Origin of the sequence: Rouxiella aceris, from assembly GCF_012933545.1 — a bacterium.
Lineage (GTDB): Bacteria > Pseudomonadota > Gammaproteobacteria > Enterobacterales > Enterobacteriaceae > Rouxiella > Rouxiella aceris.
In genome coordinates, this window is sequence record NZ_JAADJU010000020.1 from 18,987 (window position 1) to 33,775 (window position 14,789).

Annotated in this window: 12 protein-coding genes and 4 tRNA genes; 2 read left to right on the top strand and 14 right to left on the bottom strand. The window is 50.0% G+C overall.

Going from position 1 to position 14,789, the window contains the following annotated elements; all coding sequences use genetic code 11:
- Window positions 1–68: 68 nt before the first annotated feature.
- The 12 genes from rpoB to GW590_RS24075 form a co-directional block, all read right to left on the bottom strand.
- Window positions 69–4,097 (bottom strand): DNA-directed RNA polymerase subunit beta, encoded by a 4,029-nt coding sequence (rpoB, locus tag GW590_RS24020; protein ID WP_169405605.1) that lies wholly within the window; start codon window positions 4,095–4,097, stop codon window positions 69–71.
- Window positions 4,098–4,430: 333 nt separating this feature from the next.
- The gene (gene rplL, locus GW590_RS24025; protein ID WP_169405606.1) at window positions 4,431–4,796 is read right to left on the bottom strand and encodes a 50S ribosomal protein L7/L12; all 366 of its coding nucleotides are present in this window, start codon (window positions 4,794–4,796) and stop codon (window positions 4,431–4,433) included.
- Window positions 4,797–4,863: 67 nt separating this feature from the next.
- Window positions 4,864–5,367 carry a 50S ribosomal protein L10 gene (gene rplJ / locus GW590_RS24030; RefSeq protein ID WP_169405608.1) on the bottom strand — a complete coding sequence of 168 codons (504 nt, stop codon included), beginning with the start codon at window positions 5,365–5,367 and terminating at the stop codon, window positions 4,864–4,866.
- A gap of 360 nt (window positions 5,368–5,727) precedes the next feature.
- Window positions 5,728–6,432: a 50S ribosomal protein L1 gene (gene rplA / locus GW590_RS24035; RefSeq protein WP_169405609.1), complete on the bottom strand. Its 705-nt coding sequence runs from the start codon at window positions 6,430–6,432 to the stop codon at window positions 5,728–5,730.
- Window positions 6,433–6,435: 3 nt separating this feature from the next.
- Window positions 6,436–6,864: a 50S ribosomal protein L11 gene (gene rplK, locus GW590_RS24040; protein WP_169405610.1), complete on the bottom strand. Its 429-nt coding sequence runs from the start codon at window positions 6,862–6,864 to the stop codon at window positions 6,436–6,438.
- Between the two features lie 225 nt (window positions 6,865–7,089).
- Window positions 7,090–7,635: a transcription termination/antitermination protein NusG gene (gene nusG, locus GW590_RS24045; protein ID WP_009639145.1), complete on the bottom strand. Its 546-nt coding sequence runs from the start codon at window positions 7,633–7,635 to the stop codon at window positions 7,090–7,092.
- 1 nt (window position 7,636) lies between these two features.
- Window positions 7,637–8,020: a preprotein translocase subunit SecE gene (secE, locus tag GW590_RS24050; RefSeq protein ID WP_169405611.1), complete on the bottom strand. Its 384-nt coding sequence runs from the start codon at window positions 8,018–8,020 to the stop codon at window positions 7,637–7,639.
- Between the two features lie 365 nt (window positions 8,021–8,385).
- Entirely contained in the window at window positions 8,386–9,570 is a 1,185-nt protein-coding gene (gene tuf / locus GW590_RS24055) for an elongation factor Tu (protein ID WP_169405526.1), read from the bottom strand.
- 109 nt (window positions 9,571–9,679) lie between these two features.
- Window positions 9,680–9,755: transfer RNA gene (locus GW590_RS24060), tRNA-Thr, on the bottom strand.
- Between the two features lie 13 nt (window positions 9,756–9,768).
- Window positions 9,769–9,843: transfer RNA gene (locus tag GW590_RS24065), tRNA-Gly, on the bottom strand.
- A 203-nt stretch (window positions 9,844–10,046) separates the two neighbouring features.
- Window positions 10,047–10,131, bottom strand: a tRNA-Tyr gene (locus tag GW590_RS24070).
- An 18-nt stretch (window positions 10,132–10,149) separates the two neighbouring features.
- Window positions 10,150–10,225, bottom strand: a tRNA-Thr gene (locus GW590_RS24075).
- A 438-nt stretch (window positions 10,226–10,663) separates the two neighbouring features.
- Between GW590_RS24075 and GW590_RS24080 the strand changes: the two genes are divergently transcribed.
- Both GW590_RS24080 and coaA read left to right on the top strand, forming a co-directional pair.
- Window positions 10,664–11,212 carry a GNAT family N-acetyltransferase gene (locus GW590_RS24080; protein WP_169405612.1) on the top strand — a complete coding sequence of 183 codons (549 nt, stop codon included), beginning with the start codon at window positions 10,664–10,666 and terminating at the stop codon, window positions 11,210–11,212.
- Between the two features lie 220 nt (window positions 11,213–11,432).
- Complete coding sequence (coaA, locus tag GW590_RS24085; protein WP_169405613.1) at window positions 11,433–12,383, top strand: type I pantothenate kinase; 951 nt, start codon at window positions 11,433–11,435, stop codon at window positions 12,381–12,383.
- 56 nt (window positions 12,384–12,439) lie between these two features.
- Here the strand turns inward: coaA and birA are convergent, their stop codons facing one another.
- Both birA and murB read right to left on the bottom strand, forming a co-directional pair.
- Window positions 12,440–13,399: a bifunctional biotin--[acetyl-CoA-carboxylase] ligase/biotin operon repressor BirA gene (birA, locus tag GW590_RS24090; RefSeq protein ID WP_169405614.1), complete on the bottom strand. Its 960-nt coding sequence runs from the start codon at window positions 13,397–13,399 to the stop codon at window positions 12,440–12,442.
- A complete protein-coding gene (gene murB / locus GW590_RS24095; RefSeq protein ID WP_169405615.1) occupies window positions 13,396–14,433 on the bottom strand; it encodes a UDP-N-acetylmuramate dehydrogenase in 1,038 nt (345 codons plus the stop codon). The genes birA and murB overlap by 4 nt, the downstream gene beginning before the upstream one ends.
- Window positions 14,434–14,789: the final 356 nt, after the last annotated feature.

Below are 14,789 nucleotides of genomic sequence, written 5' to 3' on the forward strand. Positions count from 1 at the left end.
AATGCGAGTATGCGGCCATAATTCGGATTGCAGGCAGTTGCCCGCAATCCGAGATATCTGCTGCAAACTTACTCGTCTTCCAGCTCGATGTTGATACCCAGGGAACGGATTTCTTTCAACAATACGTTGAAGGATTCCGGCATGCCTGGTTCCATCCGATGATCGCCATCCACGATGTTTTTATACATCTTGGTACGGCCGTTCACGTCATCGGACTTAACGGTCAGCATTTCCTGCAGGGTATAAGCGGCACCATATGCTTCAAGTGCCCACACTTCCATCTCACCGAAGCGCTGACCACCGAACTGCGCCTTACCACCCAGCGGCTGCTGAGTAACCAGGCTATAAGAACCGGTAGAACGAGCGTGCATCTTGTCATCAACAAGGTGGTTCAGTTTCAGCATGTACATGTAGCCGACAGTAACCTGGCGTTCAAATTGCTCGCCGGTACGGCCGTCAAACAGTGTGATCTGACCGGAGGTCGGAATACCGCCCATTTCAAGCAGTTGCTTGATTTCCGTCTCTTTCGCACCGTCGAAGACTGGTGTCGCGATTGGCATACCTTTTTTCAGGTTCTCAGCCAGACGCAGCACTTCGTCGTCGGTAAAGGTGGTCAGATCGACTTTCTGACGAACGTCATCGCCCAGATCGTACGCTTTCTGGATGAACTCGCGCAGCTTGGAAACTTCTTCGTGTTTCTTCAGCATGGCATTGATTTTTTCACCAATACCTTTCGCGGCCATACCCAAGTGGGTTTCCAGAATCTGACCGATGTTCATACGAGACGGAACGCCCAGTGGGTTCAGTACGATGTCTACCGGCGTGCCGTTTTCATCGTAAGGCATATCTTCGATCGGGTTGATCTTGGAGATAACACCCTTGTTACCGTGACGACCAGCCATTTTGTCACCCGGTTGAATCTGACGTTTAACGGCCAGATACACTTTGACGATTTTCAGCACGCCTGGTGCCAGATCATCGCCCTGGGTGATTTTACGACGCTTGGCTTCGAGTTTTTTCTCAAAGACCGACTTCAGTTCGTCGTATTGTTCGGCCAGCTGTTCCAACTGGTTTTGTTTCTCTTCGTCGGTCAGTGACAGTTCCAACCAGCGATCGCGAGGCAGTTTGGCCAGCTTCTCAGCTTCAATGCCGCCAGCAACCAATGCTGAATGGATACGTGCAAACAGGCCAGCTTCCAGAATCTGCAGTTCTTCAGTCAGGTCTTTCTTCGCCTGCTTCAGTTGCATATCTTCGATTTCCAACGCACGTTTGTCTTTTTCCACGCCATCGCGGGTAAAGACCTGCACGTCAATAATCGTACCGGAAACGCCGTTTGGTACACGCAGAGAAGAGTCTTTAACATCAGACGCTTTCTCACCGAAGATCGCACGCAGCAGTTTCTCTTCTGGCGTCAGCTGAGTTTCGCCTTTTGGCGTTACTTTACCGACCAGAATGTCACCACCGGTCACTTCAGCGCCGATATAAACGATACCGGATTCATCCAGCTTGGACAGTGCCGCTTCACCTACGTTAGGGATGTCGGCAGTGATCTCTTCAGGCCCCAGCTTGGTGTCACGAGACACACACGCCAGTTCTTGAATGTGGATGGTGGTAAATCTGTCTTCCTGAACAACACGCTCGGACACCAAAATGGAGTCTTCGAAGTTGTAACCGTTCCAAGGCATGAACGCGACGCGCATGTTTTGGCCCAGCGCCAATTCACCGAGGTCTGTTGATGGGCCATCTGCCAGCACGTCGCCGCGCTCGATTGGCTCACCCAGATTCACACAAGGCATCTGGTTGATGCAGGTGTTCTGGTTAGAACGGGTGTATTTGGTCAGGTTATAAATATCGATACCTGCTTCGCCCGGATTCATCTCGTCTTCGTTAACACGAATAACGATACGTGATGCATCCACGTACTGAACGGTACCACCACGTTTGGCTACGGCAGTAACACCGGAGTCAACCGCAACAGCACGTTCCATACCGGTACCCACCAGCGGCTTGTCAGCACGCAGAGTAGGAACCGCCTGACGTTGCATGTTCGCACCCATCAATGCACGGTTGGCGTCATCGTGTTCCAGGAAGGGAATCAATGAAGCACCAACGGAGACAACCTGTTGGGTAGATACGTCCATATAGTCTACCTGGTCGCGGCTAAACAGGCTTGATTCGCCTTTGCTACGACAGGTGACCAGGTCTTCAATGAAGCCGCCTTCTTCGTCCAGGTTGGAGTTCGCCTGAGCGATAACGAAGTTGCCTTCTTCAATGGCAGACAGGTAGTTGATTTCATCAGTCACCAGACCATCACGAACGCGACGGTAAGGGGTTTCCAGGAAACCGTACTCATTGGTCTGTGCATACACAGACAAGGAGTTGATCAGACCGATGTTTGGACCTTCCGGCGTTTCGATTGGACATACACGACCGTAGTGCGTCGGGTGAACGTCTCGAACTTCGAAGCCAGCACGTTCACGGGTCAAACCGCCCGGGCCCAATGCAGAGATACGGCGTTTATGCGTAATCTCGGACAACGGGTTGTTCTGGTCCATAAATTGTGACAACTGGCTGGAACCAAAGAACTCTTTCACCGCCGCCGAAATCGGCTTGGCGTTGATCATGTCCTGAGGCATCAGGGTGTCGAGGTCGCCAAGAGACAAACGCTCTTTAACTGCACGCTCTACACGCACCAGGCCAACACGGAACTGGTTTTCAGCCATTTCGCCGACAGAACGAATACGACGGTTGCCCAAGTGGTCGATATCATCCACTTCGCCCTGGCCGTTACGAATGCCGATCAGTTTTTTCATTACCTGGATGATGTCGTCTTTGCTCAGGATACCTGAACCTTCGATTTCATCACGCAGCAGAGAACGGTTGAACTTCATACGACCGACAGCAGACAGGTCATAACGATCTTCAGAGAAGAACAGGTTCTCAAACAGGCTTTCCGCAGCTTCGCGAGTTGGCGGCTCACCAGGACGCATCATGCGGTAGATCTCAACCAGCGCGCTTAAGCGATCGCTGGTTGGGTCGACGCGCACGGTCTCGGACATGTAAGCACCATGGTCGAGGTCGTTGGTAAACAGCGTTTCAATGGTTTTGTGTCCGGCCTGGCTCAGTTTAGCCAACAGGTCCAGAGACAATTCCATGTTCGCAGGGACGATCAGCTCACCGGTATTGGTATCGATATAGTCTTTGGAAACGACTTTCCCTGCGATGTATTCAACAGGAACTTCGATGAGATGAATTTCGTCTTTTTCAAGCTGACGAATATGACGTGCAGTGATGCGGCGGCCTTTTTCAACATAGACTTTGCCGTCAGCTTCGATATCAAAGGAAGCTGTTTCACCGCGCAGGCGCTCAGGTACCAGCTCCATCTGCAACTTGTTGTCGCGGATCTGGTAAGTCACCTTCTCGAAGAACATATCGAGGATCTGTTCTGTGGTATAGCTCAGTGCACGTAAAATGATGGTCGCTGGCAATTTGCGGCGACGGTCAATACGTACAAACAGGTTGTCTTTCGGGTCAAACTCGAAATCCAACCATGAACCGCGGTAAGGGATAATACGTGCGTTATACAGCACTTTACCCGATGAGTGGGTTTTACCCTTATCGCTGTCAAAGAATACGCCAGGACTACGGTGAAGCTGAGATACGATAACCCTCTCAGTGCCGTTAATCACAAAGGTACCATTTTCGGTCATGAGCGGAATTTCGCCCATATAGACTTCTTGTTCCTTGATGTCTTTAACCGTACCTTCTGGTGCTTCGCGCTCGTAGATTACCAGGCGCAGTTTCACGCGCAATGGCGCGGAATACGTCACACCGCGGATCTGGCATTCTTTAACGTCGAATACCGGCTCACCAAGACGGTAGCTAACGTATTGCAGCTCAGAGTTTCCGCTGTAGCTCTTGATAGGAAATACGGAACGGAATGCAGCTTCCAAACCGTACTGGCCTTCCGGATCTTGCTCGATAAACTTCTGGAACGAGTCAAGCTGGATAGAAAGGAGATAAGGTATGTCCAAAACTTGTGGACGTTTACCAAAATCCTTACGGATGCGTTTCTTCTCGGTATAGGAGTAAACCATAGGGTTCCTCAGCTCGCTGATCAGTGACCCAATCTTGTCTGCCCGGGTGGACAGTTCATGCAACACCGTTTATGTCGATCGGAAAGTCGAAACACCTTCCGCAATACCCGTTTCTATCACTCTTAAATCATTTCGTTGCGCATTATCTGCAGATGAGCTGCAGCAAGGGGCGTCAATATATTAAGGCGTAGATAGAAATAAATATTGGAGTCGTTCAGTGGTCAAACAGTGTGAAACACCACTGACACTCTATAGCGCAAAAAGGCTGGTGACTAAAAAGTCACCAGCCATCAGTCTGTTAGTTAAAACAGACTGCACTCAGAAAGCAGTGGCTTATTTAACTTCAACTTCAGCGCCAGCTTCTTCCAGAGCTTTTTTCAGGGATTCAGCGTCGTCTTTGCTGATGCCTTCTTTCAGAGATGCTGGTGCAGATTCAACCAGATCTTTAGCTTCTTTCAGGCCCAGGCCAGTTGCGCTACGAACTGCTTTGATAACTGCAACTTTGTTCGCGCCGATACCTTTCAGTACAACGTCGAATTCAGTTTTTTCTTCTACAGCTTCAGCAGCGGCAGCAGGACCAGCAACAGCGGCAGCAGCAGACACGCCGAATTTTTCTTCCATCGCAGCGATCAGCTCTACGATTTCCATTACAGTCAGAGCTGCAACGCCTTCAATGATTTGGTCTTTAGTAATAGACATGACAATGTGTTCCTAGAAATCAGAAATAGTTTATACGTAAGCGTAACTACGAGACAAGAAAGACTGCTTATGCAGCAGTAGCTTCTTTCTGATCGCGCAGTGCAGCCAGAGTGCGAACCAATTTGCCGGCAGCGGCTTCTTTCATGGTTGCCATCAGGCGTGCGATTGCTTCATCGTAAGTTGGCAGAGTTGCCAAGCGGTCAATTTGAGCCGCAGGGATCAACTCACCTTCAAAGGCCGCAGCTTTAACCTCGAATTTTGCATTTGCTTTCGCAAACTCTTTGAACAAACGGGCAGCAGCGCCTGGGTGTTCATGAGAAAATGCAATCAAGGTAGGACCAACAAACGTGTCTTTCAGGCACTCGAAAGGAGTACCTTCAACGACGCGACGCATCAAGGTGTTGCGAACAACACGCATGTAAACGCCAGCTTCACGACCTGCTTTACGCAGTTCAGTCATTTTATCTACAGTTACGCCGCGAGAATCCGCAACAACCGCAGACAGCGCGCCTTTGGCTACTTCGTTGACTTCAGCAACAATCGCTTGTTTGTCTTGAAGATTTAATGCCATTAGCTTTAGCTCCTGGATTTAGCCGGGGAAAAACCCCCGGAACTCACATCACCTGTAACCGGGATCGGAAACAGGCGTTCAAACACGGTGAGCAGAGAATCCAGCAAAGACTATATCTTTAAAAAAAGAAAATTTTCTTCAGGCTCTGTCACCGTCTACGCAGGAAGGATTAAGTCCCTTGCGGGACACCTGCGGTCTTGGACGGAGGCCTGGATAGGCCAGGCTCCAACCGAAAAATTCTTGGTTTCGCGTTAACGAAACACTTATCGCTTTTAAAAAACGAACGGGGGATAGATTCTAGACAAATCTATCGCCCACGTAAAGCGATAAAAGCAAGTAGTTCTTAACTAACTTTTAAAGTTAGGCAACTACTGCAGTCAGGCCGCTTTGATCAATTGCCAGACCAGCACCCATGGTGGTGGACAGGCTGATTTTCTTGATGAAAACGCCTTTTGCCTGTGAAGGCTTGGCTTTCTTCAATGCTACCAGCAGTGATTCCAGGTTTTCTTTCAATTTCTCAGAATCGAAGTCAACCTTGCCGATGGTAGTATGAATGATGCCGTTTTTGTCGTTACGATAACGAACCTGACCTGCTTTAGCGTTCTTAACCGCTTCAGCAACGTTAGGGGTTACAGTACCAACTTTAGGGTTTGGCATCAGGCCGCGTGGACCGAGAACCTGGCCCAATTGACCTACAACGCGCATTGCATCCGGGGAAGCAATAACAACGTCAAAGTTCATTTCGCCTTTCTTGATCAGGTCAGCCAGGTCTTCCATACCTACCAGTTCAGCGCCGGCAGCTTTAGCAGCTTCAGCGTTTGCACCCTGGGTGAAGACGGCAACGCGAACAGAACGACCGGTGCCGTGTGGCAGTACGGTTGCGCCGCGAACGTTTTGATCAGATTTACGTGCATCGATACCGAGGTTAACGGCAACGTCTACACTTTCTACGAATTTAGCAGTAGCCAGCTCTTTGAGCAGGGCAACGGCTTCGTTGATGTCATACTGTTTAGTCACATCAACTTTGTCACGGATCACGCGCATGCGCTTGGTCAGCTTAGCCATTTCTTATCCCTCTACTACCAGGCCCATGGAACGAGCGGTACCTTCAATGGAGCGAACCATAGCTTCCACATCAGAACCAGTCATGTCCGCAGCTTTGGTTTCTGCGATTTCACGAACCTGAGCGCTCGTTACAGTACCTACTTTGTCTTTGTTCGGCTTGCCGGAACCAGACTTGATACCAGCCGCTTTCTTCAGCAGAACTGCTGCTGGAGGCGTTTTGGTAACGAAGGTGAAAGAACGGTCAGAATAAACGGTAATAACAACAGGGATCGGCAGACCTTTTTCAATGCTTTCAGTCTTGGCATTGAACGCCTTACAGAATTCCATGATGTTAACACCTTGCTGACCCAGTGCCGGACCGACCGGTGGACTTGGGTTAGCAGCGCCGGCTGCAACTTGCAGCTTGACGTAGGCTTGTACTTTCTTGGCCATGTTAATTTCCTTAGTTGGGTAATAGCGCCTGTTTGAAGAGGCTCCCCGTTGTTTTTGATACTTGCTTAAGTATACGTTCTACGCGGCTTGACGACATTGGCGGTGCCAACATCACCTACACCCATAGAAACAAAAGGCGCGAAATTATAGTTCAATTTCGCGCCTCATACAACACCTGAAACTGGAGATTTTTTCCCCGTGACCCGAAGGTACACAGGGAGGGGGTTAGCCCTTCTCGACCTGTCCAAAGTCCAGCTCAACCGGTGTAGCACGGCCAAAGATGGAGACAGAGACTTTCAGGCGGCTTTTTTCGTAATCGACTTCTTCAACAACACCGTTGAAGTCGGCGAAAGGACCGTCGTTGACGCGAACCAGTTCACCCGGCTCAAACAGCGTTTTAGGCCGCGGCTTATCACCCACTTGCTGCAGGCGATTCATGATGGCGTCAACTTCTTTATCACTGATTGGTGCTGGACGATCCGAGGTGCCGCCGATGAAACCCATCACGCGCGGAACGCTGCGAACCAAATGCCAGCTGGCGTCGTTCATCACCATCTGAACCAGCACATAACCCGGGAAGAATTTACGTTCGCTCTTGCGACGCTGACCACCGCGGATTTCAACCACTTCCTCGGTAGGCACCATCACTTCGCCAAACAACTCTTCCATGTCGTGCAGTTTGATATGCTCACGCAGCGACTGGGCTACACGGCCTTCAAATCCGGAAAACGCCTGAACGACGTACCAACGTTTTTTAGGTGCTTCAGACATTTTAGAACCTCAAGCCAGTGATGAAGGATACCAGACGGACCAGTATGCCATCCAGGCCCCAAAGAATCAGTGACATCACTGCGGTAACAGCGGCCACGATCAATGTGGTATGCAATGTTTCCTGGCGTGTAGGCCAAATTACTTTACGTACTTCAGTACGTGCTTCGCGCGCAAAAGCGACTGTCGCTTTGCCTTTAATTGTCATCAATGCCACTGCACCAGCAATAGCAATCACCACAACCACTGCCAATGCACGTAACGGCAGGCTTTCTGCACGGTAATAATAGTTACCGACAATAGCTGCGACCAACAAAACGGCTACCACTAACCATTTAACCGCTTCCAGGCCACGCCCGCTCCCTTGAGCCTCGGTATTCGCACTCATAAACCAACCCGTCACAATGAATCAGAACAAACAACTTTGCCTCGCATTGCGAGGCAAACCAAACCGATTGATGCTCTTACCTTACTTGCCTAAAGCGGCAACTGCGTTAGCGGATCGAACTCACCCAATCGCTTACCAAAGTAAGCTCACAGATGCCTTCGTTGTCTGCCTTGCTGCAACGACTTTGCCAGATAAGAATACACGCTCGGTGTTTACGCCATGTTTAAGAGCCTATCTCACCAATGATTATGACTTAAAAATCGCTGATGAGATAGGTTCTGACGCTAAAGCGTAGAAAAGGGCATCGAATGATGCCCTTTTAGTGTCTATTGCGTCAACGTAAAGTGACAAAAAACTATCAGCAATTAAGCGATAACTTTAGCAACAACACCAGCACCAACAGTACGGCCGCCTTCACGGATTGCGAAACGCAAGCCGTCATCCATCGCGATTGGGTGGATCAGGGTAACAATCATGTTCACGTTGTCACCAGGCATTACCATCTCAACGCCTTCTGGCAGTTCGATAGTACCGGTCACGTCAGTTGTACGGAAGTAGAACTGTGGACGGTAGCCTTTGAAGAACGGAGTATGACGGCCGCCTTCATCTTTGCTCAGGATATAAACTTCTGAGTCAAATTTGGTGTGTGGTTTGATTGAACCTGGTTTAGCCAGTACCTGACCACGTTCGATGTCTTCACGTTTGATACCACGCAGCAGAACACCAACGTTCTCGCCTGCACGACCTTCGTCCAGCAGTTTACGGAACATTTCAACGCCGGTACAAGTAGACTTAACGGTGTCTTTGATACCTACGATTTCTACTTCTTCGCCAACTTTAACAACACCGCGTTCTACACGACCGGTCACAACGGTACCACGACCAGAGATGGAGAACACGTCTTCGATTGGCAGCAGGAATGGCTTGTCGATCGCACGTTCTGGTTCTGGGATGTAGCTATCCAGGTAACCAGCTAGTTCGATGATTTTAGCTTCCCACTCTGCTTCGCCTTCCAGTGCTTTCAGCGCTGAACCGCGAACCACTGGCAGATCGTCGCCAGGGAAATCGTAAGCAGACAGAAGTTCACGCACTTCCATTTCTACCAGTTCCAGCAGCTCTTCATCATCAACCATGTCGCATTTGTTCATGAATACGATGATGTAAGGAACGCCAACCTGGCGACCCAGCAGGATGTGCTCACGGGTCTGAGGCATAGGGCCGTCAGTTGCAGCAACAACCAGGATCGCGCCATCCATCTGGGCAGCACCGGTGATCATGTTTTTCACATAGTCGGCGTGTCCTGGGCAGTCAACGTGCGCATAGTGACGTGCTGGGGTATCGTATTCAACGTGTGAAGTGTTGATGGTGATACCACGTGCTTTTTCTTCTGGTGCGTTATCGATCTGATCGAATGCACGCGCGTTACCGCCGTAGGTTTTAGCCAGTACGGTGGTGATAGCAGCAGTCAGGGTAGTTTTGCCGTGGTCAACGTGGCCGATAGTACCAACGTTGACGTGCGGTTTAGAACGTTCAAACTTTTCTTTAGACATCGATTGTCCCTCTGAGACACGGTTAGATCGGTGGTATCACCACATCAACCAAGCAATTGCTTGTTTGAATTAAGTTTCAGAAAGAAAATCAGGGGGGAGAATTTAGAAGTGGTGCTGATAGGCAGATTCGAACTGCCGACCTCACCCTTACCAAGGGTGCGCTCTACCAACTGAGCTATATCAGCACATCTAGTTAGTTGGAGCGGGCAGTGGGAATCGAACCCACATCATCAGCTTGGAAGGCTGAGGTAATAGCCATTATACGATGCCCGCATCCTAGAACCCGGCTACCTGATTTTTCTGAAGAACATCAAGGTGGGGACAAGGCGATGAAACACTTAATTCCGCACCTTTACCTCAAGACCCTTTACTCCTTCATTTGACTGAAGTGCACTGAGACTCAAGGTGATAAACTTTCATCGTTCTCTCCGCCGGTGGTAACTCAGCTTTCGCTGTCTCTACCTCGCGGAGGAAGATGGTGGTGGGGGAAGGATTCGAACCTTCGAAGTCGATGACGGCAGATTTACAGTCTGCTCCCTTTGGCCGCTCGGGAACCCCACCTAATTTTTAGTACTTGAATGGTGCCGGCACCAAGAGTCGAACTCGGGACCTACTGATTACAAGTCAGTTGCTCTACCAACTGAGCTATGCCGGCATCAAGTGCTGCGCATTCTAGGGAGACTCGGCGGGGTATGCAACAAAAAAATTGCGATAATTGCTCTTTCGCTCATGTTTTATGCAAAAAAGCGATTTCCTGCGCATTTTGCTGGTTTAATCGCTTAAAGAGCAGGCAATGATAGGGCTTTTGTCGCCGCAAGAGTCTCTGTTTTCTGCCAATAATATTCACCGCCCATGATAAAAGACCTCACCTCAGTCGCTTCTGCTGCACTAATTTCAGGCTCTGCACCAAAAAGGTGATTTGGCGCACACTTTAGTGACGCGTTTCCCCTGCTGAAACTGGCCATCCCCTGTTATATAACGCCTTTTGGATTGGCGCGATTATTGCAATGGTACTGCCTAATCAGGGAGCCTAGTCAGGGATGAGAGTAATACAGACACCCATACTCCCACATCCCGTTTTGGAGAAGCGAATATGAAAATTGTTTTACTCAATGCGGCAACCTTGCCGGTATACCGCCAGGAGCTGGCCCATCTGCTAAATGACGCGATCGCTCAGGGAGCGGCACTGGGTTTCCCGCACGAGGTCGCCCAGCAAGAAGCAGAGGACTTTTTCCACGACCTGCGCCCGGCAATGTCCACCAATCAACTGTTGCTGTGGATTGCCCGTGATGAACATGGCTTGGTCGGCACAGTGCAATTGGATTTAACCCCGGCAGCAACCTCACAACAGGAGGGGACGGTATCCACTCTGCTGGTACACGCCAAGGCCAGAAGGCAGGGGGTTGGCAAGCAACTTATGCGCGAGCTGGAAAAAACCGCCTTTAACCTGCGCAAGGGAGTGTTGTCGTTAGATATCGAAGCGGGCACCCCGGCGGAGGCCTTCTATCGCGCCCAGGGCTATAGCTGCTCCGGTAAACGCCCGACGCAATATACTTCGTCTTCCAGCCATCCCGCTCGTGAAATGGTCTATTACAAGCGCCTGATCCCGGAAACCTCCATGCAGCAACAGCGGGTAGGCTAGCAAAACCGGGTGTATCGACGTCTCCTGATGCACCCGTTATCACAGACCAAACTTTCATGTTTTTCTCAAAAATCTTTTACCCGAATCAAAAAAATAGATAAGCAAATAAGAAAAAGGTCTACGACAGAAAACAAGCTGTCTATAATGGTCAGCTGGTTTACTGTCTGGAGTTGGCGTGCAGCGCCTTTCCTGACCTGCGCTAACAGGCAGACTTTAACTTATGGATAAAAGAGACTTATCTTTGGCTACTCCTTACTTACAGTTCGACAGAACTCAGTGGGCAGCCCTGCGTGACTCAGTGCCCCTAACGCTCAAAGAAGCGGAAATCATGCAGCTGAAAGGCATCAATGAGGACCTGTCTCTTGAAGAAGTGGCGCAGATCTACCTGCCACTTTCGCGCTTGTTGAACTTTTATATCAGTTCAAACCTGCGCCGCCAGGCCGTACTTGAGCAGTTCCTGGGCACCAATAATCAGAAAATCCCTTACGTTATCGGTATTGCCGGTAGCGTAGCCGTGGGCAAGAGCACCACCGCACGCGTGTTGCAGGCGTTATTAAGCCGTTGGCCGGAGCATCGCAGCGTTGAACTGATCACCACCGATGGTTTCCTGTATCCCAATAAGATGCTGCAGGAACGGGGGATCATGAAGAAAAAAGGCTTCCCTCAGTCCTACGATATCCATCAGTTGGTCAAGTTTGTTTCCGAGGTGAAGTCAGGCACTAAAAATGTCAGTGCCCCTGTTTATTCACATTTGATTTATGACGTTATTCCCGACGGCAATAAAGTGATCAACCAACCGGATATTTTAATCCTGGAAGGGCTAAACGTTCTGCAAAGCGGGATGGATTATCCACACGATCCGCATCGCGTATTCGTTTCAGACTTTGTTGATTTTTCAATTTATGTCGATGCGCCGGAAGATCTATTACTGAGCTGGTATATCAATCGCTTCCTGAAATTCCGTCAGGGCGCATTCTCCGATCCCGACTCTTATTTCCATCACTATTCTCAACTTCCGGAAGAAGAGGCAGTGCAGATTGCCACCCAGCTATGGAATGAGATTAATGGTCTGAATTTAAAAGAAAATATTTTACCGACTCGGGAACGCGCCAGCTTGATTATGACCAAAAGCGCCAATCATGCGGTAGAGAATGTCAGATTAAGGAAATAAAAATGCTGCAAAGGGGGAGAGTGAATCCCCCTGTAGCTTATTGGCAATAAAGGCTGTTACTGACCGCGCAGGGATATTTCGCCACCGATAAAGGACTTAATTTCACCGTCCTGTTCCAGTAATAGTGCGCCCTGCTGATCGATACCCCGCTCTATACCCTGTATTTCTTTTTCGCCGATTAGTAATTTAACCGGACGGTCGAGAAAATTATCAAGATTACGCCAGCGTGGAATAAACGGCGTCAAACCCTGTTGTTCAAATTCACGTAGTCCGGCACTCAACTCTTGCAACAGGGTAATAGATAACTCGTTGCGATCGATATCAATACCGGCTTCCTGCAGGTTAATCCAGCCCTGATTAATCACATCGGTAGCGGGTTCACGCATGCGCAGGTTGATCCCGGCACCAATCACCAGGTGTGCAGCATCGCCCGTTTTACCGGTAAGTTCTACCAGGATACCCGCCAGCTTGCGATCTTTCAGATAGAGATCGTTGGGCCACTTCACGCGCACATCGGCAGCCCCCAGACGTTGCAGGACCTCGGTCATAACGATACCAATCACCAAACTAAGCCCCATGGCGGCGGCCGGTCCCTGGTCCAGTTTCCAGTACATGGAGAGATAAAGATTGGTGCCAAAGGGGGATACCCATTTGCGCCCACGACGGCCGCGTCCCGCCTGTTGATATTCGGCGACACAGGCATCACCGGATTGCAGCTCGGTAATACGTTCAAGCAGATACTGATTGGTCGAGTCTATAACCGAAAGAACCTCAACCCTGCCTTGCGGATAACCGGCCAAAATCTTGTCGCGATCCAATAACTGAATTGGTGCCGGCAGTCGGTAGCCTTTACCCGGTACGGTAAAAATATCCAGGCCCCAATCACGAACCGTTTGAATATGTTTGTTAATTGCCGCCCTGCTCATGCCCATATCACTGCCAAGCTGCTCACCCGAGTGAAATTCGCCGTCGGCGATAATGGCAATCAGACGCAGAGGAATAGTGATATCTTTCATGATAGGGCCTCGACTGCATTAACTTCACCCTGGGCTGAGATAAAGCGTACTTCAGGTTCCAGCCACACAGAAAACTTCTCGGCAACGCAGAGTCTGACATGCCGCGCCAGCGCTACCACGTCCTGACTGGTGGCATGATGCTGATTAATCAGTACCAACGCCTGCTGCTGATGAACGGCTGCGCCACCAATGCGATAACCTTTTAGCCCGGCTTGTTCAACCAGCCATCCGGCGGCTAATTTGGACTGGCCATCAGGCTGCGGATAAACCGGCATATTGGGATACTGGCTTAGCAGACTGGCGACCCGTTGTGCATCAACAATAGGGTTTTTATAAAAGCTGCCGGCGTTACCGGTGAGGGCAGGATCGGGCAATTTATGACGGCGCATGGCGCACACCGAATCAAAGATCTGCCGGGGGGTTACCGTGGCCGCATCCAGTCGACTTAATTCACCGTAGGTTAATTTCGGCTGCCACTGTTTTGCCAGGCGTAATCCCACGGCCACAATTGCGTACCCGTCGCGGTACGCATGTTTGAAAATACTTTCGCGATAACCAAACTGACAGTCAGCGGCAGGCAAACGCTGCACTGTTGAGGTTTCAAGATTGAGTATATCGACGTAGTCACACAGACTTTGCAGCTCAATACCATAGGCCCCAATATTTTGTATAGGGGCTGAGCCAACGCAACCCGGGATCAATGCCAGATTCTCCAGGCCAGCGATATTATGTTCCAAAGCGTAGCAAACCAGTTGGTGCCAGTTTTCACCGGCAGCAACGTGCAAGCGCCAGTCACTGTCAGTTTCGGCGATCTCAATGCCTTTGATACGGTTTACGACAACAACGCCGGCGAAATTGTCGAGAAACAGCACATTGCTGCCCTCGCCCAATAGCAATAAAGGTTGATGATGCTGTTTGGCAATTTGCCAGGCTTGGGTCAGATGCTCGCGACGCGTAGCAGTGATCACCTGGGATGCCTGAGCCTCAAGAGAGAAGGTATTGAGGTCTTTTAATGAATTGTCGTGACTCGACATGACGCGTTGTACTCATTGGTGGCCTAATTAGCTCTAGTTTACCCGATCCTGACATAGCTGACGCGACTGTTTTTTAACGGTTCTCTTCGATCTGTCATACTTTTAAGACAAAAAGCGGTCTTTTTCAGCACAGTTCTGGGAGATATGGACTGGTTTTTGGGCAGCCGCGAACGATCGCCCAATAAAAAAGCCCCTGACGTCAGTCAGGGGCCGGGAATGGATTAACCATATTATCTTGATGAGCGAGATACACGGGTATTATTGCCGTATTACAGACAGCAAAAAGCCCTGTACGTCAGTACAGGGCTTTCCACTTATTTGATGCCTGGCAGTTCCCTACTCTCGCATGGGGAGAC